This is a genomic window from Variovorax sp. Varisp85 (assembly GCF_047304045.1).
GTDB lineage: Bacteria > Pseudomonadota > Gammaproteobacteria > Burkholderiales > Burkholderiaceae_C > Variovorax.
Genome location: NZ_JBGLYN010000083.1, coordinates 1 through 20,128 on the forward strand (window position 1 = coordinate 1; position 20,128 = coordinate 20,128).

24 protein-coding genes are annotated in these 20,128 nt (G+C 65.5%); 10 read left to right on the forward strand and 14 right to left on the reverse strand.

The window, feature by feature from the left end; all coding sequences use genetic code 11:
• Positions 1-2,060 (reverse strand): AAA family ATPase (locus tag ACCC97_RS25135; protein ID WP_413335671.1); only part of this gene is annotated, 2,060 nt, incomplete at its 3' end.
• Between the two features lie 140 nt (positions 2,061-2,200).
• On the opposite strand from ACCC97_RS25135, the gene ACCC97_RS25140 reads away from it, so the two are divergent.
• The gene (locus tag ACCC97_RS25140) at positions 2,201-3,196 is read left to right on the forward strand and encodes a Bug family tripartite tricarboxylate transporter substrate binding protein (RefSeq protein WP_413315098.1); all 996 of its coding nucleotides are present in this window, start codon (positions 2,201-2,203) and stop codon (positions 3,194-3,196) included.
• 38 nt (positions 3,197-3,234) lie between these two features.
• Here ACCC97_RS25140 and ACCC97_RS25145 read toward each other — a convergent pair whose 3' ends face one another.
• Positions 3,235-3,711: a molybdenum cofactor biosynthesis protein MoaE gene (locus ACCC97_RS25145; RefSeq protein WP_413335673.1), complete on the reverse strand. Its 477-nt coding sequence runs from the start codon at positions 3,709-3,711 to the stop codon at positions 3,235-3,237.
• A gap of 255 nt (positions 3,712-3,966) precedes the next feature.
• Here ACCC97_RS25145 and dapA point away from each other — a divergent pair, with 255 nt between their 5' ends.
• Positions 3,967-4,863, forward strand: coding sequence for a 4-hydroxy-tetrahydrodipicolinate synthase (gene dapA, locus ACCC97_RS25150; RefSeq protein WP_413335675.1), 897 nt, complete (start codon positions 3,967-3,969; stop codon positions 4,861-4,863).
• Here the strand turns inward: dapA and ACCC97_RS25155 are convergent.
• From ACCC97_RS25155 to ACCC97_RS25180, 6 genes are read right to left on the reverse strand one after another with little or no spacing between them, the layout of a single operon-like run.
• On the reverse strand, positions 4,850-5,101 hold the full coding sequence (locus ACCC97_RS25155; protein ID WP_413315101.1) for a MoaD/ThiS family protein: 252 nt from the start codon (positions 5,099-5,101) through the stop codon (positions 4,850-4,852). The genes dapA and ACCC97_RS25155 overlap by 14 nt on opposite strands.
• A gap of 5 nt (positions 5,102-5,106) precedes the next feature.
• Positions 5,107-6,393, reverse strand: coding sequence for a gephyrin-like molybdotransferase Glp (glp, locus tag ACCC97_RS25160; RefSeq protein ID WP_413335676.1), 1,287 nt, complete (start codon positions 6,391-6,393; stop codon positions 5,107-5,109).
• Positions 6,386-6,931 carry a molybdopterin-guanine dinucleotide biosynthesis protein B gene (mobB, locus tag ACCC97_RS25165; RefSeq protein WP_413315103.1) on the reverse strand — a complete coding sequence of 182 codons (546 nt, stop codon included), beginning with the start codon at positions 6,929-6,931 and terminating at the stop codon, positions 6,386-6,388. Before mobB ends, glp begins: the two co-directional genes overlap by 8 nt.
• A gap of 18 nt (positions 6,932-6,949) precedes the next feature.
• On the reverse strand, positions 6,950-8,365 hold the full coding sequence (gene thrC / locus ACCC97_RS25170) for a threonine synthase (protein WP_413335678.1): 1,416 nt from the start codon (positions 8,363-8,365) through the stop codon (positions 6,950-6,952).
• On the reverse strand, positions 8,362-9,684 hold the full coding sequence (locus tag ACCC97_RS25175) for a homoserine dehydrogenase (RefSeq protein ID WP_007830808.1): 1,323 nt from the start codon (positions 9,682-9,684) through the stop codon (positions 8,362-8,364). Before ACCC97_RS25175 ends, thrC begins: the two co-directional genes overlap by 4 nt.
• Positions 9,685-9,742: 58 nt before the next feature.
• Positions 9,743-10,975, reverse strand: coding sequence for a pyridoxal phosphate-dependent aminotransferase (locus tag ACCC97_RS25180; protein WP_007830805.1), 1,233 nt, complete (start codon positions 10,973-10,975; stop codon positions 9,743-9,745).
• Positions 10,976-11,096: 121 nt separating this feature from the next.
• On the opposite strand from ACCC97_RS25180, the gene ACCC97_RS25185 reads away from it, so the two are divergent.
• From ACCC97_RS25185 to ACCC97_RS25220, 8 genes are all read left to right on the forward strand, one after another.
• The gene (locus ACCC97_RS25185) at positions 11,097-11,480 is read left to right on the forward strand and encodes an Mth938-like domain-containing protein (protein ID WP_413335680.1); all 384 of its coding nucleotides are present in this window, start codon (positions 11,097-11,099) and stop codon (positions 11,478-11,480) included.
• Between the two features lie 149 nt (positions 11,481-11,629).
• A complete protein-coding gene (locus ACCC97_RS25190; protein ID WP_007830801.1) occupies positions 11,630-12,106 on the forward strand; it encodes a peroxiredoxin in 477 nt (158 codons plus the stop codon).
• A 211-nt stretch (positions 12,107-12,317) separates the two neighbouring features.
• Positions 12,318-14,093, forward strand: coding sequence for a PhoH family protein (locus tag ACCC97_RS25195; RefSeq protein WP_413335682.1), 1,776 nt, complete (start codon positions 12,318-12,320; stop codon positions 14,091-14,093).
• A gap of 147 nt (positions 14,094-14,240) precedes the next feature.
• A complete protein-coding gene (locus tag ACCC97_RS25200) occupies positions 14,241-14,618 on the forward strand; it encodes a VOC family protein (protein WP_007830797.1) in 378 nt (125 codons plus the stop codon).
• 7 nt (positions 14,619-14,625) lie between these two features.
• Entirely contained in the window at positions 14,626-15,075 is a 450-nt protein-coding gene (locus ACCC97_RS25205; protein ID WP_007830795.1) for an EVE domain-containing protein, read from the forward strand.
• A gap of 11 nt (positions 15,076-15,086) precedes the next feature.
• The gene (locus ACCC97_RS25210; RefSeq protein ID WP_413335684.1) at positions 15,087-15,536 is read left to right on the forward strand and encodes a GyrI-like domain-containing protein; all 450 of its coding nucleotides are present in this window, start codon (positions 15,087-15,089) and stop codon (positions 15,534-15,536) included.
• Complete coding sequence (locus ACCC97_RS25215; RefSeq protein ID WP_007830791.1) at positions 15,533-15,664, forward strand: hypothetical protein; 132 nt, start codon at positions 15,533-15,535, stop codon at positions 15,662-15,664. The genes ACCC97_RS25210 and ACCC97_RS25215 overlap by 4 nt, the downstream gene beginning before the upstream one ends.
• Positions 15,664-16,413, forward strand: coding sequence for a helix-turn-helix transcriptional regulator (locus ACCC97_RS25220; protein WP_007830788.1), 750 nt, complete (start codon positions 15,664-15,666; stop codon positions 16,411-16,413). The genes ACCC97_RS25215 and ACCC97_RS25220 overlap by 1 nt, the downstream gene beginning before the upstream one ends.
• 9 nt (positions 16,414-16,422) lie before the next feature.
• Here the strand turns inward: ACCC97_RS25220 and dnaB are convergent, their stop codons facing one another.
• From dnaB to ACCC97_RS25250, 6 genes are all read right to left on the reverse strand, one after another.
• The gene (gene dnaB, locus ACCC97_RS25225; protein ID WP_007830785.1) at positions 16,423-17,829 is read right to left on the reverse strand and encodes a replicative DNA helicase; all 1,407 of its coding nucleotides are present in this window, start codon (positions 17,827-17,829) and stop codon (positions 16,423-16,425) included.
• A 171-nt stretch (positions 17,830-18,000) separates the two neighbouring features.
• The gene (gene rplI, locus ACCC97_RS25230) at positions 18,001-18,453 is read right to left on the reverse strand and encodes a 50S ribosomal protein L9 (protein ID WP_007830783.1); all 453 of its coding nucleotides are present in this window, start codon (positions 18,451-18,453) and stop codon (positions 18,001-18,003) included.
• A gap of 12 nt (positions 18,454-18,465) precedes the next feature.
• Positions 18,466-18,747: a 30S ribosomal protein S18 gene (gene rpsR, locus ACCC97_RS25235; protein ID WP_007830781.1), complete on the reverse strand. Its 282-nt coding sequence runs from the start codon at positions 18,745-18,747 to the stop codon at positions 18,466-18,468.
• A gap of 21 nt (positions 18,748-18,768) precedes the next feature.
• Complete coding sequence (priB, locus tag ACCC97_RS25240) at positions 18,769-19,083, reverse strand: primosomal replication protein N (protein ID WP_007830777.1); 315 nt, start codon at positions 19,081-19,083, stop codon at positions 18,769-18,771.
• 4 nt (positions 19,084-19,087) lie between these two features.
• Complete coding sequence (gene rpsF / locus ACCC97_RS25245) at positions 19,088-19,462, reverse strand: 30S ribosomal protein S6 (RefSeq protein ID WP_007830775.1); 375 nt, start codon at positions 19,460-19,462, stop codon at positions 19,088-19,090.
• A 113-nt stretch (positions 19,463-19,575) separates the two neighbouring features.
• The gene (locus ACCC97_RS25250; RefSeq protein ID WP_007830772.1) at positions 19,576-20,052 is read right to left on the reverse strand and encodes a hypothetical protein; all 477 of its coding nucleotides are present in this window, start codon (positions 20,050-20,052) and stop codon (positions 19,576-19,578) included.
• Positions 20,053-20,128 lie beyond the last annotated feature (76 nt).

Consider the following 20,128-nt stretch of genomic DNA (forward strand, 5'->3'; position numbering starts at 1 on the left):
GGGGGGGCTTTTCCTATTTCGTCTAGCACCACCACGGTTTTGGGGTTGGGGCGCAGGGCTGCGGTGAGGTCGCCGCCCCCCTCTTCCCCCACTTCGCCGGGGGGCGCGCCTATCCGGCGCGCGACCGAATGCTTCTCCATGAACTCGCTCATGTCGATGCGGATCAGGTGGTCTTCGCTGTCGAACAGGAAGCCCGCCAGCGCCTTGCACAGCTCGGTCTTGCCCACGCCCGTGGGGCCGAGGAACAGGAACGAGCCGGTCGGGCGGTTCGGATCGGAAAGGCCCGAGCGCGAGCGGCGGATCGCGTTGGCGACCGCGCCGATGGCCTCGTCCTGGCCGACCACGCGCTCGTGCAGCTTGTCTTCCATCACGAGCAGCTTGTCGCGCTCGCCCTGCATCAGCTTGGCGACCGGGATGCCGGTGGCGCGCGCCACGACCTCGGCGATCTCTTCCGAGCCGACCTGGGTGCGCAGCAGCGTGGGCGCGCTGGACTTGCCCTTGTTCGCTTCGTTGGCCTCGGCCTCCTTCAAGCGCTTTTCGAGCGCGGGCAGCTGGCCGTACTGGAGCTCGGCGACCTTGTTGAAGTCGCCCTTGCGCTTCCACTCTTCGATCTGGAACTTGATCTTGTCGACGTCTTCGCGCACCTGCGCGCTGCCCTGGGCCTGGGCCTTCTCGGCCTGCCAGATCTCGTCGTAGTCGGCAATTTCCTTCTGCAGCTTCTCGATCTCGTCCTCGATCAGGCCGAAGCGCTTCTGCGAGGCCTCGTCCTTTTCGCGGCGCACGGCTTCGCGCTCGATCTGCAGCTGGATGAGGCGGCGATCGAGCCGGTCCATGACCTCAGGCTTGGAGTCCATCTCGATCTTGATCTTGGCCGCGGCCTCGTCGATCAGGTCGATGGCCTTGTCGGGCAGGAAGCGGTCGGTGATGTAGCGGTCGGACAGCTCGGCCGCGGCCACGATGGCCGGGTCGGTGATCTGCACGCCATGGTGCACTTCGTATTTTTCCTGCAGGCCGCGCAGGATGGCGATGGTGGCCTCGACGCTGGGCTCGCCCACGATGATCTTCTGGAAGCGGCGCTCCAGCGCGGCATCTTTCTCGATGTACTTGCGGTATTCGTCGAGCGTGGTGGCACCCACGCAGTGCAGCTCGCCGCGCGCGAGCGCGGGCTTGAGCATGTTGCCTGCGTCCATGGCACCTTCGGCCTTGCCGGCGCCGACCATGGTGTGCAGCTCGTCGATGAAGACGATGGTCTGGCCTTCGTCCTTCGCGAGCTCGTTGAGCACGGTCTTCAGGCGTTCCTCGAACTCGCCGCGGAACTTGGCGCCCGCCAGCAGCGCGGCCATGTCGAGCGACAGCACGCGCTTGCCCTTGAGCGACTCGGGCACTTCGCCCGCGACGATGCGCTGCGCGAGGCCTTCGACGATGGCGGTCTTGCCCACGCCGGGTTCGCCGATGAGCACGGGGTTGTTCTTGGTGCGGCGCTGCAGCACCTGGATGGCGCGGCGGATTTCCTCGTCGCGGCCGATGACCGGATCGAGCTTGCCCAGGCGGGCGCGCTCGGTGAGGTCGAGGCAGTATTTCTTGAGGGCTTCGCGCTGGCCTTCGGCATCGGCGCTGTTCACGCCCTGCCCGCCGCGCACGGCGTCGATGGCGGCTTCGAGCGACTTGCGGCTCAGGCCGTTTTCGCGGGCGGTCTTGCCGATGTCGGCCTTGCTGTCGGCCAATGCCAGGAGGAAAAGTTCGCCGGCAATGAACTGGTCATTGCGCTTGAGGGCTTCCTTTTCGGTGGCCTGCAGCAGCTTGCCGAGCTCGGGGCCGACCTGCACGATGTCGTGGCCCTGCACCTGCGGCAGCTTCTTGATGGCGGCCTCGGCCGCCTGCGTCAGGCCCGGTACGTTGACGCCGGCACGCTCCAGCAGGGCGCGTGGGCCGTCGTCCTGGCGCAGCATCGCCAGCAGCAGGTGGGCGGGTTCGATGTAGGCGTTGTCGTTGCCCAGCGCGAGCGACTGTGCGTCGCCCAGCGCTTCCTGAAATTTGGTGGTGAGTTTGTCTTGTCGCATGGTGGTATTCCTGCATCCAAAATAGGGCTGTTCGGGCACGATTCAAGGCTGCCGGCTACGCCGGTGCCGTGGGCACGGCTATTGCACAAGATCCGTTTCCCCTGCCCGTAGGCATTTCTCTCTCTCGAATGGAGTCGATCATGGTTTTTTCAATGCAGCGCGTTCAACCGGTGCGCCGGGCGATCAGCGTGGGCCTCTTTCTAGCCGCGATGGGCCTGTCCGGCCTTGCGCAAGCGCAAAGCGGCACCCCCATCCGCCTGCTCGTGGGCTTCCCCGCCGGCGCCGGAACCGACGCCATTGCACGCACGCTGGGCGAAAAACTCAAGGACGTGCTGGGCGTGCCGGTGGTGGTCGAGAACCGCGCCGGCGCGGGCGGGCAGATCGCGGCGACGGTGCTGAAGTCCTCCCCGGCCGACGGCCACACGCTGTTCCTGTCGCACGACCACACGATATCGATCCTGCCGCAGGTGGTGAAGAACCCGGGCTTCAACCCCGCCACCGACTTCGTGCCCGTGGCCGGCTTCGCCACCTTCGCCAACGTGTTGGCGGTGTCTGGCGGCACGCCGGCCAGGAGCATCGACGAGTACGTGAAGTGGGTCCGCACGCAGAAGGGCGGCAAGGAAACCATCGGCATCCCGGCCCCGGCCTCGATCCCCGAGTTCCTGGTAAAGATGATTTCGGAGAAGTACAAGATCGACGTGCAGCCCGCGCCTTACCGCGGCAGCGCGCCGATGACAGCCGACATGCTGGGCAACCAGATCACCGCGGGCATCGCCTCGGTGCCGGACTTCATCGAGAACCACAAGGCGGGCAAGCTGCGCATCGTGGCCTCCATCGGCGCCAAGCGCCAGGCGGTGATCCCGAACGTGCCGACCTTCACCGAGCTGGGCTTCTCGAACCTGGAAGACCTGCCCTACTACGGCATCTTCGCGCCGGTCGGCACGCCGCAGCCGATCATCGACAAGTACGGCGACGCGCTGCAGAAGGTGCTGGCGATGCCCGACGTGAAGCAGAAGCTGACGACAATGGGGCTGACGGTCGGCTACGAGCCGCAGGGCCAGTTCGCGGGCCGCGTGCGCACGTATACGCAGACGTGGGAGCGGATCATTCAAGCGAGCGGCTTCAAACCCCTCTGACCTCTTGCTCCCTCTCCCCCTCGGGGAGAGGCAACAAGTCAGGCGTTCGGGGCGCTGATTCCCCAGCGCGCCAGCGCCGCGTCGTCGGCCACGCGCGCATCCACCCAGCGGGCGCCTTCGGGCGTCTGCTCTTTCTTCCAGAAAGGCGCCTGGGTCTTGAGGTAGTCCATCAGGAATTCGCAAGCCTCGAAGCTCTGGCCGCGGTGCGCCGACACCACCGCCACCATCATGATCTGGTCCAGCGGCTGCAGCAGGCCCACACGGTGGATCACGCGCGCGCCCAGGATGTCGAAGCGCTTGTGCGCCTCGTCGATCATGGCTTCGATGGCCTTCTCGGTCATGCCGGGGTAGTGCTCCAGCTCCATAGAGGCGACCGTGCTGCCGTCGTTGCGGTCGCGCACGGCCCCCACGAAACTGCAGACGGCGCCCACGCGCTTGTCGCCGGCACGCAACGCGGCGACCTCCTGGCCCAGGTCGAAATCGGCTGTCTGGATCGAAACACGCGCAACGCTCATGTCCGGATTGTGGCATCGCGATAGACTGCGGCAATGCCTTGCCTCGCCACGCTTTTCACAGTGCTTTCGCACGCCGAGAGCCGTCGCGCGTGCCAGGGCAGCAATAAAGCCAAAAAACCAAAGCTCGTCTGACCGGAGCCGAGGTTCCGTCGTCGGATGAGCGACGGAACCTGCAAAAGGCTTTGGCCCCTTTCGGGTTGTGCGCGCATCGGACGATGGTTCGTTCCATCGGTCGATTCCTGAAAGGAAGCCCGCGTGCCTCAACAACAACCAAGCTCCACCACCCCTGATTTCTCCGGCTTCTGGGTGGCCCTCGTTACCCCGTTCCGCGACGGCGCGGTGGACCATGCCGCCCTCGCCGCGCTGACGCGGCGGCTCGCCGGCGATGGCGTGACCGGCTTCGTGCCCTGCGGCTCGACCGGCGAGGCCGCCGCGCTCGATGAAGCCGAGCAACTGGCCGTGCTCGATACCGTGCTGGCCGCGGCCGGCGGACTGCCGGTGGTCATGGGCATTTCCGGCTATCACCTGGGCAAGGCCACGGCCTGGGCGCGCAAGCTCTCCGAACGCCCGCTGGCGGGCCTGCTGGTGGCTGCGCCGCACTACGTACGGCCGTCGCAGGCCGGCCTGCTCGAATGGTTCCGCACCATCGCCGATGCCAGCACGGTGCCGGTGCTGGTCTACGACATTCCCTATCGCACCGGCGTCACCATCGCCCGCGACACGCTGCTGGCGCTGGCCGAACATCCGCGTATCCGCGGCATCAAGGACTGCGGCGGCGACATGGCCAAGACGCGCGCCGTGATCGCCGACGGTCGGCTGCAGGTGCTTTCGGGCGAGGATCACCAGATCTTCGGCACCATGGCCGAAGGCGGCGCGGGCGCCATCGCGGCCAGCGGCAATGTGCAGACGCGCCGCTTCGTGCGGCTGGTGCGCCTGCTGGCGGACAACCGGTTGGCCGAGGCGCGCGCCGAATGGCAGGCGCTGCAGCCGCTGGTGGAGATGCTCTTTGCCGAACCGAATCCCGGGCCGCTGAAGGCGCTGCTGGCGCACGCGGGCGAAATGCAGGACGAATTGCGCTCGCCGATGACCCGTGCGTCCGACGGCCTGCGCGAGCGCCTCGCGGCCCTGGACGGGCGCCTCAACCGCCCGTGACGGGTGGAAAGAATGCGACTTCGCAGCCTTCGCTCAGGGCGGCGGCTTCGTCGCTCATCATCTGGTCGAGCGCCATGCGCACCGCCTTGCCGCGTGCAAGCGCGGTGGCGTAAGCACCACCGCGGGCGATGAGCTCGTCGCGCAGGGCCGAAAGCGTCCCGGCCTTGGTGTCGACGGTTTCGCCGCTGCTGGAAAGGGCTTCGCGCACCGAGGCGAAGTAACGGATCTGGATCTTCATACGATTCAGGCGAGCAGCGATGCGAAGGGAATGAAGTCGACGGTGTCGCCTGCCTTGATCGTCTGGCCGGCAGGGTTGTCGACCAAGCCGTCACCCCAGACCATCGAGGTCAGCACACCCGAGCTCTGGTTGCCGAACAGGTCGAGGCCACCGTCCGGGTTGCGCCGCGTGCGCAGGAACTCCCGGCGCTTGTCGGCGCGCAGCCAGTCGAAATCGGCGCGCATCTTCACCGCTTCCGGCGCGACGCGCGTGGCGCCCTGCAGCGCCAGCAGGAAGGGCCGCACGAGCATCAGGAAGGTCAGGAAGCTCGACACCGGATTGCCGGGCAACCCCGTCACATGGCAGGCGCCCTGCCCGTTGCTGCGCGCGATCGAACCATAGGCGAAAGGCTTGCCGGGCTTCATCGACAGCGACCAGAGCTGCAGCTCGCCCAGCGATTGCAGCGCCGCGCGGATGTGGTCTTCCTCGCCGACGGAGACGCCGCCGGTGGTGATGATCAGGTCGCTCGTCTCCGCCGCATCGCGCAGTGCGGCGATGGTGGCTTCGCGGTCGTCGGGCACGATGCCCAGGTCGTTCACTTCGCAGCCCAGGCGGCGCAGGAGGGCCCGCATGAAGAAGCGGTTGGAGTTGTAGATGGCGCCAGGCTTCATCGCGTCGGGTGCGACCTCGCCGGGCATCACCAGTTCGTCGCCAGTGGAGAGCATGGCCACACGCGGCTTGCGGGCCACCTGCAGGCGGTCGAAGCCCACGCTGGCCGCAAGGCCGAGCGCGGCGGGGGTGAGGCGCTCGCCCGTCCTCAGCACGACATCGCCCGAGGCCACGTCTTCGCCCGCGCGACGGATCCATTGGCCGGCAGCGGGAACGATGGCGATGCGCACCGAGCCCAGGCTGCCTTCTTGCGGCATTGCCGTGGTGTCTTCCTGCATCACGACGGCATCGGCGCCTTCAGGGATCTGCGCGCCCGTGAAGATGCGCGCCGCGGTGCCGGCCGCGAGCGGCGTGCCGACGGTGCCTGCGGGGATGCGCTGCGTCACCTTCAGTTCGGAGCCCGGTGCGGCACAGTCGGCCGCGCGCACGGCATAGCCGTCCATCGCACTGTTATCGCGCGGCGGCACGGTGAGGCCGGAGACGAGGTCCTGCGCCAGCACGCGGCCGTCGGCGTCAAAGGTACCGACGCTCTCGGCGGGCAGCTTCGGCAAGGCCTTCGCGAGCAGAACCGCAATCGCCTCATCGAGCGGCATCAGCGGCGGGCGCGAGGATGAAGCGGCGAAAGGAATGGGTGAGTCAGCCATGGTGATCGGGGTTGTATTCGAAGCGATCGCCGCTGTCGATCAACCACCTCGCAATGGCCTCGGCGTCGTTGAGGTCGAACAACGGCCGCTCGGTGGGCAATGGCAGGCTGGCTGGCGCATCGGTGGCCACGGCGACGACGAAAGGATCGTCGGTGTACAGCACAGGCCGCGACGGCTCACCCGCTTCCGGCAGCCGCCAGACCTCGATCTTGAGCACGTCACTGTGCCGGAAGCCCTCGACCAGCACCCAGTCGGCAGCCGGGTGCACCTCGGCCAGCAACTGGTGCACGCTGAGTTCGACGGGAGCCTCGAACTCGCGCATCACGGCCAGCCGCTTGTCGGAGGCGACCACCACCTCGAAGGCACCCGCCTCGCGGTGGCGGTAGGTGTCCTTGCCGGGATGGTCGATGTCGAACTTGTGGTGCGCGTGCTTGACTACCGACACGCGCTGGCCGAGCCGCTTGAGCGCCGGTATCAGGCGCTCAAGCAGCGTGGTCTTGCCCGCGCCCGAATAGCCGGCGAAACCGACGACTTTCATGCGAAGACCCGACCGCGATCAGTCACAGTTTTCGGCGATGTAGGCCTTGACGGCCTCGGCATCTGCAGGCAGCTTGACGACGCGCTTGGGCAGCGCCTCGATGCCTTCGAACTTCTTCGGCCGCGCGGGCTCCGCGCCGAGCGCCTCGACCAGCGTGGCCGCAAACTTGATCGGCAGCGCCGTTTCGAGCACCACCATCGGCACGCCGGGCACGTGCTGTTCGCGTGCAGCCTTCAGGCCATCTGCCGTGTGCGGGTCGACCAGCGTGGCAAAGCGCTTGTCGGTGTCGCGAATGGTGGCCAGGCGGTCGGCGTGCGTGCTGCGGCCACTGCGAAAGCCGAAGCGCCCCGCGGCCTGCTTGAACGCCGGGTCGGCGCTCAGATCGAAGCTGCCCTGCAGGCCCAGGTCGTCCACGAACAGCTTGCGCAGCTTGGCCGCATCGCGCCCGACAAGGTCGAACACGAAGCGCTCGAAGTTGCTGGCCTTGCTGATGTCCATCGACGGGCTGGAGGTTTCGTGCGTGTCGACGGCCGCGCGCACGCGGTAGACGCCAGTGCGAAAGAACTCGTCGAGCACGTCGTTCTCGTTGGTGGCGACCACCAGCGTCTGGATCGGCAGGCCCATCATGCGGGCCACGTGGCCCGCACAGACATTGCCGAAGTTGCCCGAGGGCACGGTGAAGCTCACCGGCTTGTCGTTGCTCGCCGTGGCCTGGAAGTAGCCCGCAAAGTAATAGACGACCTGCGCCAGAAGGCGCGCCCAGTTGATCGAGTTGACCGTGCCGATGCGGTACTTGCGCTTGAAGCCCAGGTCGTTCGACACCGCCTTGACGATGTCCTGGCAATCGTCGAACACGCCGGTGATGGCGATGTTGTGGATGTTCTCGTCCTGCAGGCTGAACATCTGCGCCTGCTGGAACGGGCTCATGCGGCCGTCGGGCGAGGTCATGAAGACACGCACGCCCTTCTTGCCGCGCATGGCGTATTCGGCCGCGCTGCCGGTGTCGCCGCTGGTCGCGCCGAGGATGTTGAGCTCCGCGCCGCGGCGGGCCAGCTCGTACTCGAACAGGTTGCCGAGCAGTTGCATCGCCATGTCCTTGAAGGCCAGCGTGGGGCCGTTGGACAAGGCTTCGAGGTACACGCCGTCCTCGAGCTCGCGCAGCGGCACGATCTCGTCGGTGCCAAACACTTCGGCGGTGTAGGTCTTCGCGCAAATCGCTTTCAGGTCGGCGGCCGGAATGTCGTCGATGTAGAGCGAGAGGATCTCGAACGCCAGTTCGGCGTACGGCAGCGCGCGCCATTTGGCGAGCGTGGCAGTGTCGACCTGCGGATACGCCTCGGGCAGATAGAGGCCGCCATCGGGCGCAAGGCCTTCGAGGAGAATTTCGCAGAAGCGCTTGCGGTCCGGATGGCCGCGGGTGCTCAGGTAGTTCACTTCAACTCTTCCTTGCGGATGCGCACGATGGGTTCGAGCACGGTGGGCAGCGCCTGCAGCTCGGCCATCACGTCGTTGACGGTGCCTTCGCGCGCGTCGTGCGTGAGGATGATCAGGTCGGTCTGCGTGGAACCTTCGCCGCCCACTTCGTCGGCTTCGCGCTGCAGCACGGCATCGATGCTGATACCGGCGGTGGCCAGCAGGCCCGTGACCTTGGCTAGCACGCCGGCCTGGTCGGCCACGCGCAGGCGCAGGTAGTAGCTGGTGACGACTTCCGACATCGGCAGCACCTTCAGGTCGCTCATCGCGTCGGGATGGAAGGCCAGGTGCGGCACGCGGTGCGCGGCGTCGGCAGTATGCAGGCGGGTGATGTCGACGAGGTCGGCGATCACGGCGCTGGCGGTCGGCTCGCTGCCTGCGCCTTTGCCGTAGTAGAGCGTGGTGCCCACGGCGTCGCCGTGCACCACCACCGCGTTCATCGCACCTTCGACGTTGGCCAGCAGGCGCTTCGAGGGCACCAGCGAGGGGTGCACGCGCAGTTCGATGCCCTTGGCAGTGCGCTTGGTCACGCCCAGCAGCTTGATGCGATAGCCCAACTGCTCGGCGTACCTGATGTCCTGCGCGGCGAGCTTGGTGATGCCCTCGATGTGGGCCTTGTCGAACTGCACCGGAATGCCGAAGGCGATGGCACTCATCAGCGTGACCTTGTGGCCGGCGTCGACGCCCTCGATGTCGAAGGTCGGGTCGGCTTCGGCGTAGCCCAGGCGTTGCGCTTCCTTCAGCACGGTCGCGAAATCCAGGCCCTTGTCGCGCATCTCGGACAGGATGAAGTTGGTGGTTCCGTTGATGATGCCGGCCAGCCACTGGATGCTGTTGGCCGTGAGGCCTTCACGCAGCGCCTTGATGATCGGGATGCCGCCGGCCACCGCCGCCTCGAAGGCCACCATCACGCCCTTGGCGTGCGCGGCCGCGAAGATCTCGGTGCCGTGCACGGCGAGCAATGCCTTGTTGGCCGTGACCACATGCTTGCCGGCCGCAATGGCCTCGAGCACCAGCTGCTTGGCGATGCCGTAGCCGCCGATCAGCTCGATGACGATGTCGATGTCGGGGTTGGCGATGACTTCGCGCGCATCGCTGACCACCTTGACGCTTTCGCCGGCCACTTCGCGGGCGCGGGCAGTGTCGAGGTCGGCCACCATGGTGATCTCGATGCCGCGGCCAGCGCGGCGCTTGATCTCTTCCTGGTTGCGCTGGAGCACCTTGAAGGTGCCGCTGCCGACCGTGCCTGCGCCGAGCAGGCCTACTTGGATGGGTTTCATTGGGAGAGTCGCGTTCATGGTTTCGATGGGGTGGCGGCAGCAGTGATGCAGGCAGGTTTCATGGCCGCGACTGGCGGCGCAGGCGGTACTGCTCCAGGAACCTCGCGATGCGGTTGATGGCCTCGCGCAGGTCGTCTTCATGGGGCAGGAACACGATGCGGAAGTGATCCGGCGTGGCCCAGTTGAAGCCGGTGCCCTGCACCAGCATCACGCGGGTTTCCTTCAGCAGTTCGAGGAAGAACTGGCGATCGTCCTCGATCGGATAGACCTCGGGATCGAGCTTGGGGAACATGTAGAGCGCGGCGCTCGGCTTGACACAGCTCACGCCCGGAATGGCGGTGATGAGTTCGTAGGCCAGGTCGCGCTGGCGGCGCAGCCGGCCGCCCTCGCACACGAGGTCGTTGATGCTCTGGTAGCCGCCGAGCGCCGTCTGGATGGCCCACTGGCCGGGCACGTTGGCGCACAGGCGCATGTTCGAGAGCATGTTCAGGCCCTCGATGTAGTCCTGCGCGCTGCGCTTGTCACCCGACACCACGAGCCAGCCGGCGCGGTAGCCGCACGAGCGGTAGCTCTTGGAGAGCGAATTGAAGGTGAGCGTGAGCACGTCGCTCGACAGGCTGGCGATGGCGGTGTGCTTCACGCCGTCGTACAGGACCTTGTCGTAGACCTCGTCGGCGAAGATCACGAGGCCGTGCTCGCGCGCGATGGCCACGATGCTCTTGAGCAGTTCGTCGGAATACAACGCACCGGTCGGGTTGTTCGGGTTGATGACCACGATGCCCTTGGTGCGCGGCGTGATCTTGGCGCGGATGTCGTCGAGATTCGGCATCCAGCCGTTGGCCTCGTCGCACAGGTAGTGCACCGGCGTGCCGCCCGACAGGCTCGTGGAGGCGGTCCACAGCGGGTAGTCGGGGGCCGGCAGCAGCAGTTCGTCGCCGTCGTTGAGCAGCGCATTGGTGGACATGGCGATCAGCTCGCTGGCGCCGTTGCCGAGGTAGATGTCGTCGAGCGTGACGCCCGCGATGCCCTGCTTCTGCGTCTCGTGCATCACCGCCTTGCGTGCCGCGAAGACGCCCTTGCTGTCCGAATAGCCGGCCGAGGTGGGCAGGTTGCGGATCATGTCCTGCTGGATTTCCTCGGGAGCATCGAAACCGAACACGGCGAGGTTGCCGATATTGAGCTTGATGATCTTCTGGCCGTCCTCTTCCATCTGCTTGGCGGCATCCATGATGGGACCGCGGATGTCATAGAGAACGTTGGCCAGCTTGGCCGATTTCTTGAGCTGCTTCAAAGGGCCCTCCCGGGCGCGGAAATTAACGGGTTGACGGGTTGCTTACTCGAAGGCAAAGGCCCTTGCGAGCCCCGTGGCACTAGGGAAAACCTATAATTTGACCACAGTTCCCAGTGCCCAGATGAAGCTCCAGCCCGACAAATCCGACGCCCAGTCCCTTACCGCACACGGCCCCGGCTGGGTGGCGATCAACAACGAAAAAGTCGAAGGCAGCGTGGTAGTGGGCTCGCGCGGCGAGCGCTTCGAATGGAATTGCTCGAGCTTCGACCAGCTCGGCGCCGAACATTTCGAGCAACTGGCCTCCCTGGGCGCGGAATTGGTCATTTTCGGCAGCGGAAACCGCATCCGCTTTCCCCAACCCGGCTGGCTGAAACCCCTGATGGCGCAACGCACCGGTGTCGAGACCATGGACACCGCCGCAGCCTGCCGAACCTACAACATCCTGGCTGGAGAAGGCCGGCACGTGATCGCCGCCCTGCTGGTCGAGAGCCCGCCGCGTGGCTGAGAGAGGTGTTTTCGGGGTAAAATACCGGGTTGCGAACAGGCCAGCTACCCCTAAGTTAGCAACGACCAATCCTCCATTCCTTGAGCAAGTCCCGTCCGAAACGGGGCGAGAGGGCTCAGGAACGGAATCTAACGGAGAAAACAAGTTTCATGGCGATCGTTGTCAACAAACCCATTCCTGAATTCGACGCCAACGCCACGGGCGGCCTCAAGGTCTCGAATACCTCGCATCTCGGCCATGTGCTGGTCATGTATTTTTACCCGAAAGATAACACTCCGGGTTGCACTACCGAAGCCATGCAGTTCCGCGACCGCTACAAGGACTTCGAAAAGGCCGGCGCCACGGTGTTCGGCGTATCCCGCGACAACATGAAGTCGCACGACGAGTTCAAGGCCAAGCTCGAGCTGCCCTTCGAACTCATCGCCGACACCGAAGAAAAAATGTGCCACATGTTCGGCGTGGTCAAGAACAAGATCATGTACGGCAAGAAGGTCAAGGGCATCGAACGCAGCACCTTCCTGATCGGCGCCGACGGCATCCTGAAGGCCGAATGGCGCGGGCTCAAGGTTCCCGGCCATGTCGACGACGTGCTCAAGGCCGTCAAGGCACTCAAGAAGGCCGCCTGACCGCCTCCCGGCGAGCCGGCCGTGCGCTTTTCCGCTCTTGCGTGGGAAATGCCCAACGCAGTGCGTAAAGTGCCTCCGGCGCGTCATCCGCGGTGTGCATAATGGGCTCATGCCGTTGAGCTCCACGACCGCATCCCCCGAACAAAGCCGCCTTGGTCTTCAGGCGGCTTTTTTGTTTTCTGGTTCCCACTTTCTGCGAGCGATCTGACACATGCCATTGCCTCCCGCCCCCACGAAACGCGCTGCATTGCTCTCGCCGGACGCGATCGACGCACCCGCCCGGTCCTCGCACAGGGGTTCGCGCCGTTCCGGCGATTCGCGCGCTGACGAGACCACGGCGCGCAGCCCGCAGCCGCTGGAACTGTTCGACAGCCTCGGCACCGACAGTGCCGGCGGCGGCGACACTGTGCGCCCGGCACGCCGGGCCAAGTCGAAACCGGCGCCCGTACCCGTGAGCGCGCCCCAGCCGCAAGCCCTCATCCAGGTCGAGACGAAGGCACCGGTCGTCGCCGCCCCCCCTGCCCCGGCGCCACAGGCACAGGCACCGGCACGGCCCAAACGCAGCAAGTCCACCGGCCCCGCCAAGCTGTTCGTGCTCGACACGAACGTGCTGCTGCATGACCCGATGTGTCTGTTCCGCTTCGAGGAGCACGACATCTTCCTGCCGATGATCGTGCTGGAAGAGCTGGACGGCCACAAGAAAGGCACCACCGAAGTCGCGCGCAACGGCCGCCAGACCAGCCGCACGCTCGACGCGCTCGCTGGCGCCCAGGATGCCGACATCGACAAGGGCCTGAAGCTCGACACCACCGGCCACCGCGAAGCCGGCGGCCGGCTGTTCTTCCAGACCGCTCCGCTCGACTACTCGCTGCCGATCAGCCTGCCCCAAGGCAAGGCCGACAACCAGATCCTCGGTGTGGTGCACGCGCTGCGCGACGAGTACGCCAAGGACCGGCCGGGCAAGCCGAAGCAGGAAGTGGTGCTGGTGTCGAAGGACATCAACATGCGCGTCAAGGCGCGTGCGCTGGGCCTGGCCGCCGACGACTACCAGAACGACAAGACGCTGGAAGACGGCGACCTGCTGTACGCCGGCTCGCTGGCGCTGCCGCCCGACTTCTGGACCCGCCAGAGCAAGACGGTCGAGAGCTGGCAGAGCGGCAGCAACACCTTCTACCGGATCAGCGGTCCGCTGGTGCCCAACCTGTACATCAACCAGTTCGTCTTCTTCGAGGCACCGGGCGAGCCGAGCATGTACGCGCGCGTCACCGAGATCCGCGACAAGACCGCGGTACTCAAGACGCTGAAGGACTACAGCTCGGGCAAGAACGCGGTCTGGGGCGTGAACACGCGCAACCGCGAGCAGAACTTCGCGATGAACCTGCTGATGGACCCGGAGATCGACTTCGTCACGCTGACCGGCACCGCCGGCACCGGCAAGACCCTGATGGCGCTGGCCTCCGGCCTCACGCAGGTGCTCGACGACCGCCGCTACACCGAGATCATCATGACCCGCGCGACCGTGAGCGTGGGTGAAGACATCGGCTTCCTGCCCGGCACCGAAGAAGAAAAGATGGGCCCCTGGATGGGGGCGCTCGACGACAACCTCGAGTTCCTGGCCAAGGGCGACGGCGGCGGCGCCGGCGAGTGGGGCCGCGCGGCCACCAACGAGCTGATCCGCAGCCGCATCAAGGTCAAGAGCATGAACTTCATGCGCGGGCGCACCTTCCTCAACAAGTACGTGATCATCGACGAGGCGCAGAACCTCACGCCCAAGCAGATGAAAACGCTGATCACCCGTGCCGGCCCCGGCACCAAGATCATCTGCATGGGCAATCTCGCTCAGATCGACACGCCGTACCTCACGGAAGGCTCCTCGGGCCTCACCTTCGCAGTCGACAAGTTCAAGGGCTGGCCGCACGGCGGGCACATCACGCTGGCGCGCGGCGAACGCTCGCGGCTGGCGGATTTCGCGAGCGACGTGCTCTAAGCCGCGACTCCTGGCCGACAAGAGCCCGCGTGTGCCCCAAGGGGCATCGCGGGCATTTTTTCGCCTGCGATGACAGCCTACTGACAAGACGCTGTCAGGAGCCGGTCCGCACCATCGGGGCTCCTTCAACCACACGAAAGAACACCCATGTACAAGCAGAACGCCATCAGCTGGTTCGAGATCCCCGTCGCCGACATGGACCGTGCGCAAACCTTCTACGAAACCGTGCTGGCCCGCAAGCTGCGCCGCGAGAACTTCGGCGGCCAGACATTGGCCGTGTTCCCCTACGACGATCCCGCCACCGGCGGCGCCCTGCAGGCCGGCGCCAACGCAAGCGCGCGCGCCGGCACAGGCATCCGCATCTACCTCGACTGCATGCCCAGCATCGACGCCGTGCTCGCGCGGGTCGAGGCGGCCGGCGGCCAGATCGTGGCGCCCAAGTCCGCTTTGCCGCCTGGCATGGGCTTCATCGCCCACCTGCGCGACACCGAAGGCAACGAAGTCGGCCTGCACTCCCTGGAGTGATGCCGCCATGACGCAACGCAACTGGATCGCCGTGGCCAGCGCCGAGCATGCCCGGCGCGGCCGCGACCACCGGCCGCTCGGCTTCATGCAGGTCGGCCATGGCAAGCATGCGCCGCTCAAGCGGGTTGCGGCGGGCGACCGCGTCGTCTACTACTCGCCGGCCACGGTGTTCGGCGGCACGGACAAGCTGCAGAGCTTCGTGTCGATCGGCGTCGTGCAGCCCGGCGAGCCTTACGAGTTCGACATGGGCGACGGCTTCGTGCCGTGGCGCCGCGACGTGGCCTACACGGCCGGGCAGGAGGCACCGATCGCGCCATTGATCGAGCGCCTGGCCTTCATCGAGAACCCCAGGCAATGGGGCTACAAGTTTCGCTTTGGCATGTTCGACGTCACCGATGCCGACATGAAGCTGATCGCCCGGGCCATGAAGGCCGATCCGAAGACGCTGGCACTTTGAGAACAAGCCCCATGGAACCCATCCGCCAACACCTGGACGCCTTCCGCGTCGCGGGCCTCACCGCCCGCACTACCAACCGTGAAGAGAACGATCCCGCAACGGCCCGCATCGGCGCACTGTGGGATCGGTTCTTCGGCGAACAGACATACGAGTCGACGCCGCACCGCACCGCTGACGTCCGCCTCTTCGGCGTCTATTCGGCCTACGAGTCGGACGCCCGTGACGCCTTCGACGTGACGACGGGCGTCGCCGTCTCGGGCGGCGAAGGCAGCCTTGCCATCGAGGCCGGCGACTACCTTGTGTTCACCGGCCAGGGCAAGATGCCGCAGATGATCATCGCCACCTGGCAGCGCATCTGGCAGTATTTCGAGGCTCACCCGGAAATCGCGCGCAGCTACCGCAGCGATTTCGAAGCCTACGAAGGACCAGACAGGGTGGCGGTCCACATCGGAGTTTCATGAGCATCAGGAAAAACCGGCGCACCCGGCTGGCCGGCCGCCTTCATCTGCCGAACGTCGGGGCGGCCGTACAGCGCGGCAAGCACTGCTTCGTCGAAGGCTTCGCGAAGAAACTCACCGAAACCCGCTGATGCGCCGCGCCGACCGCCTCTTCCAACTCGTGCAGCTCATCCGCGGACGCCGGCTCACCACGGCTGCGTTCCTGGCGCAGCGCCTCGAGGTGTCGGAGCGCACGGTGTACCGCGACGTGGCCGACCTGCAGCACCAAGGCGTGCCCATAGAGGGCGAGGCCGGCGTGGGTTATCGGCTGGGCGCGGGCTTCGAACTGCCGCCGCTGATGTTCACGCAGGACGAAGCCTCGGCACTGATGGCCGCGGCGCGGCTCGCGCAGAGCTGGGTCGATCCGGCGCTGGCGCGCGACATCGAGAGCGGACTGGGCAAGATCCTGTCGGTGCTGCCACCGGCGGCACGCGTCTCGGCCGAGGCGCTGGCACTCTATGCCCCTGCGATGGGCCTGGACGACACGCTGCGCACGCGGCTGCAGACGTTGCGCGAGGCGGTGCAGTCGCACAACAAGTTGCGATTGAGCTACCACGATGTGTCGGGCGATGCGAGCGAACGCACGGTTCGGCCGCTCGGCTGCTTCTATTGGGGCAAGGTCTGGACGCTCTCGACCTGGTGCGAGCTGCGCAACGACTTCCGCGGCTTTCGCCTGGACCGCATGGACACGATCGAAATGCTGCCCGAGCGCTTTCGTGACGAACCCGGCAAGACGCTGGCCGACCTGCTGCGGCAGGTGAAGGCCGAGACGGCGCACGGCAAAACGATAAAGCAGAAGCCGCCGGCCTCGCTGCCCCGGCCTGGCGGCAACGTTGGCTGACGCGCTGCGTCAGTACTGGTCGTTGTTGCTGTAGCCCACCAGGTTCTCGAACTTGGTGATCGGCTTCAGGAAGGCCAGTTTGACGGTGCCGGTCGGGCCGTTGCGGTGCTTGCTGATGATCACCTCGGCCACACCCGGCTCCTTCGACTCCTTGTTGTAGTAGTCGTCGCGGTAGATGAACATGATGATGTCCGCGTCCTGCTCGATGGCGCCGGATTCGCGCAGGTCGCTCATCATGGGGCGCTTGTCGGTGCGGCTTTCCACGCCTCGGCTGAGCTGCGACAGCGCGATCACCGGGCACTTGAGTTCCTTGGCCAGCATCTTCAGGCCGCGCGAGATTTCGCCCACGGCCGTGGCGCGGTTCTCGTCGCCCGAGCTGCTGGTCGACATCAACTGCAGGTAGTCGACCACGATCAGGCCAAGGCGCCCGTACTGGCGCGCAAGCCGGCGCGCGTTGGCACGCAGTTCGCTGGTCGACAGGCCCGGCGTTTCGTCGATGTGCAGCGACACGGTGCGAAGCTTCTCGATGGCTTCGGTGAGGCGCGGCCATTCCTCGTCGCTGAGCTTGCCGGTACGCAGGTGGCCCTGGTCGATGCGCCCGATGGAGCCGACGATACGCACCGCGAGCTGCGAGGCACCCATTTCCATCGAGAACACCGCCACCGGCAGACCCTCCTCGAGCGCCACGTGCTCGGCGATGTTGATCGCGAGCGAGGTCTTGCCCATCGATGGACGCGCAGCCAGCACGATCATGTCGCCCGGCTGCAGGCCGGAGGTCATCTTGTCGAAGTCGTGGAAGCCGGTGCGAATGCCCGTGATGTCGTTCGGGTTCTCGGCCATTTCGGTCACGCGGTCGAGCAGCTCGACCACCAGGGAATCCATGCTCTGGAAGCCCTGCTTCATCCGCGTGCCTTCTTCGCCGATGTTGAAGATCTTCTGCTCGGCCTCGTCGAGGATCTTGTCGACCGCCTTGCCCTGCGGGTTGAAAGCGTTGGTCGCAATCTCGTCGCTGGCGGTGACAAGTTTGCGCAGGATCGAGCGCTCGCGCACGATCTCTGCATAGCGGCGGATGTTGCTCGCGCTGGGCACGTACTGCGCGAGCGAGTTCAAATACACCAGCCCGCCGATCTCGTCGGCCTTGCCGAGGTTCTGCAGTTGCTCGTAGACCGTGATCACATCGGCCGGCTTGCTGGCATTGATCAGCCCACCGATGGCGGCATAGATCAGCTTGTGCTCGTGGCGATAGAAGTCGCCGTCGACCAGCAGGTCGCCCATTCGGTCCCAGGCGCCGTTGTCGAGCAGCAGGCCGCCGAGCACGCTCGATTCGGCCTCGATGGAGTGAGGCGGAATGCGCAGTTGAGCGACTTGGCGATCGGCCGACGGGTCATTGTCGGCATAGGAGAAAACGGCGGACATGGACTTCCCTTGCAACCCTGCATGCTAAGCCGCGCACGCGGATGCGCGTGTGGACAAGGTTGTGAATAAACAGTGATCTTCCAGTGCAATCGACTGGATAACCCGAGCGCAGAAAAAGAAAAGCCGCCCGAAGGCGGCTTTTGCTGCAGCGCACTGAGGCGCCGTGGACGATCAGGCGGTTTCGCCGTAGACCGTCACGGTGATGTCGACCACCACGTCGGTGTGCAGCGCAACGCTCACGGTGCTGTCGCCAACAACCTTGATCGGGCCATTGGGCAGGCGCACTTGCGACTTGGCGACCTTGTAGCCTTGCTTGCCCAGTTCTTCGGCGATGTCGCCGTTGGTGACCGAGCCGAACAGACGGCCGTCGACGCCAGCCTTTTGCGTCAGCTTGACGGTCGTGCCACCGAGCTTTTCGCCTTGGGCTTGCGATTCGGCCAGCTTGGCAGCCGCAGCCTTTTCGAGTTCGACGCGCTTGGCTTCGAATTCAGCCTTGTTGGCGGCGGTAGCACGGCGGGCGCGGCCCGTCGGGATCAGGAAGTTGCGTGCATAGCCGTCCTTGACCTTGACGATATCGCCCAGGCCGCCGACGTTGAGAACCTTGTCCAGAAGAATGATTTGCATGGTCTCGGCTCCTTAGACGCGGTGCTGGTCGCTGTACGGCACCATGGCCAGGAAGCGCGCGCGCTTGATGGCGGTGTTCAGCTGGCGTTGGTAGATCGCGCGCGTGCCGGTCAGGCGTGCGGGGATGATCTTGCCGTTTTCGCTGATGAAGTCACGCAGCGTGTCGATGTCCTTGTAGTCGATTTCTTCGACGCCAGCGACGGTGAAGCGGCAGAAGCGCTTGCGCTTGAACAGCAGCGACTGGGTGTTGCGCTTCGGGCGCTTGTCTTTGTTGAATTTCTTGAACGTGGCCATTTGGGGACCTCTTGTCGAAAATTAATCTTGCTGAAAATCTTGGATATGCAGGACCGGATGCTTGCCGTTGCCCGGTGTCGCCAGGAAGCCCTGAAAACGCCAGAGACTTCCCATCGACTGTCTTGCGAGCCGTTCGGCGATGGCGCCGAAGGCAACGGCCTTGAGGGCCGTCTTCACCTGCCTGGGTTTGCCTGCCTCCTGGAGCGTCGACTCGTGTTCGAGCTTCAGATCGATGGCGGGCAAGCCGGCTGGCGTGTATCGCAGGGCTCCGAGTTCGGCAACGGAGGCGGTCAGCAGAAGCTGGTTGACCCCGGTTGCCGTAGCGGCAGCAGTCACGCCATCAGTTGTTGTTGGCGGCGTATTCGGCCTGCTGGGCCTTGCGGGCCTCTTCGCGCTCGACCGTCTTCATCATCGACGAAGGACCGGTTTCAGCCTTCTTCTTCTGGACGGTGAGGTGACGCAGCACGGCATCGTTGAACTTGAACGCGTGTTCCAGTTCGCCCATCACGGCTTGTTCAGCTTCGATGTTGACGCACAGGTAGTGAGCCTTGTTGAGCTTGTTGATCTGGTAGGCCAGCTGACGGCGGCCCCAGTCTTCAACGCGGTGGACCTTGCCGCCGCCGGCCGTGATCAGGCCCTTGTAACGCTCCAGCATGGCCGGAACTTGTTCGCTCTGATCCGGGTGGATCAGCAAAATGATTTCGTAGTGACGCATGGCACTCCTTGTGGATTCTTCCGAAGAAGAGGAAAAGCCACCTGCAGCGTCGGGCGCAGTGTGGCAAGGCAAAGCCGGCGATTATAGCCCTGTATCGGCCATCCCGGCAAGATTCAGTCGTTGAGGGCCTTGTCGAGCGCCGCGGCCTTCTCAGGGCCGACGGCGGCTCGGATCTTCGGCGCCAGCGCCACGAGGTCCTCGTAGCTGGTGGTGCCCTCGACCTGCAGGTTGAGCCGGAAACCCATCAGGCCCAGGCTGCCGGTGAGTTGCGTGGCGATCGGATAGGCGTCCTTGTACCGCTGCTGCTTGCTGCGCCCGGAGCCAGCAGCATCCGCAGCCGGCTTCGGAACTTCGGGGGCCGCGGCCTCCCCGGTCGGCGTCGCCGCAGGCTTGCCGCCCACCGGCGCCAGCACGCCCAGTTCCATCATCTGGTTGATGTCCTCCGCGGTGATGCCCATGCCGGCGGCGATCACGTCATCCACCGAGCGCTTGCCGTCGAACAGGATGAACGCCGATCGCTGGCGCGGCGTGAGCGGCACCGAGCGATCCTTGAGAACCTGCTGGCCGGCGTCTGTCTTTACAAGAATCATGATGGTGTCCCCCGCGAGCTGCCGGGATGCGCCCCGTTAAGCCGCAAGTCTGACATCGGAAACGCATCTTGTTTCA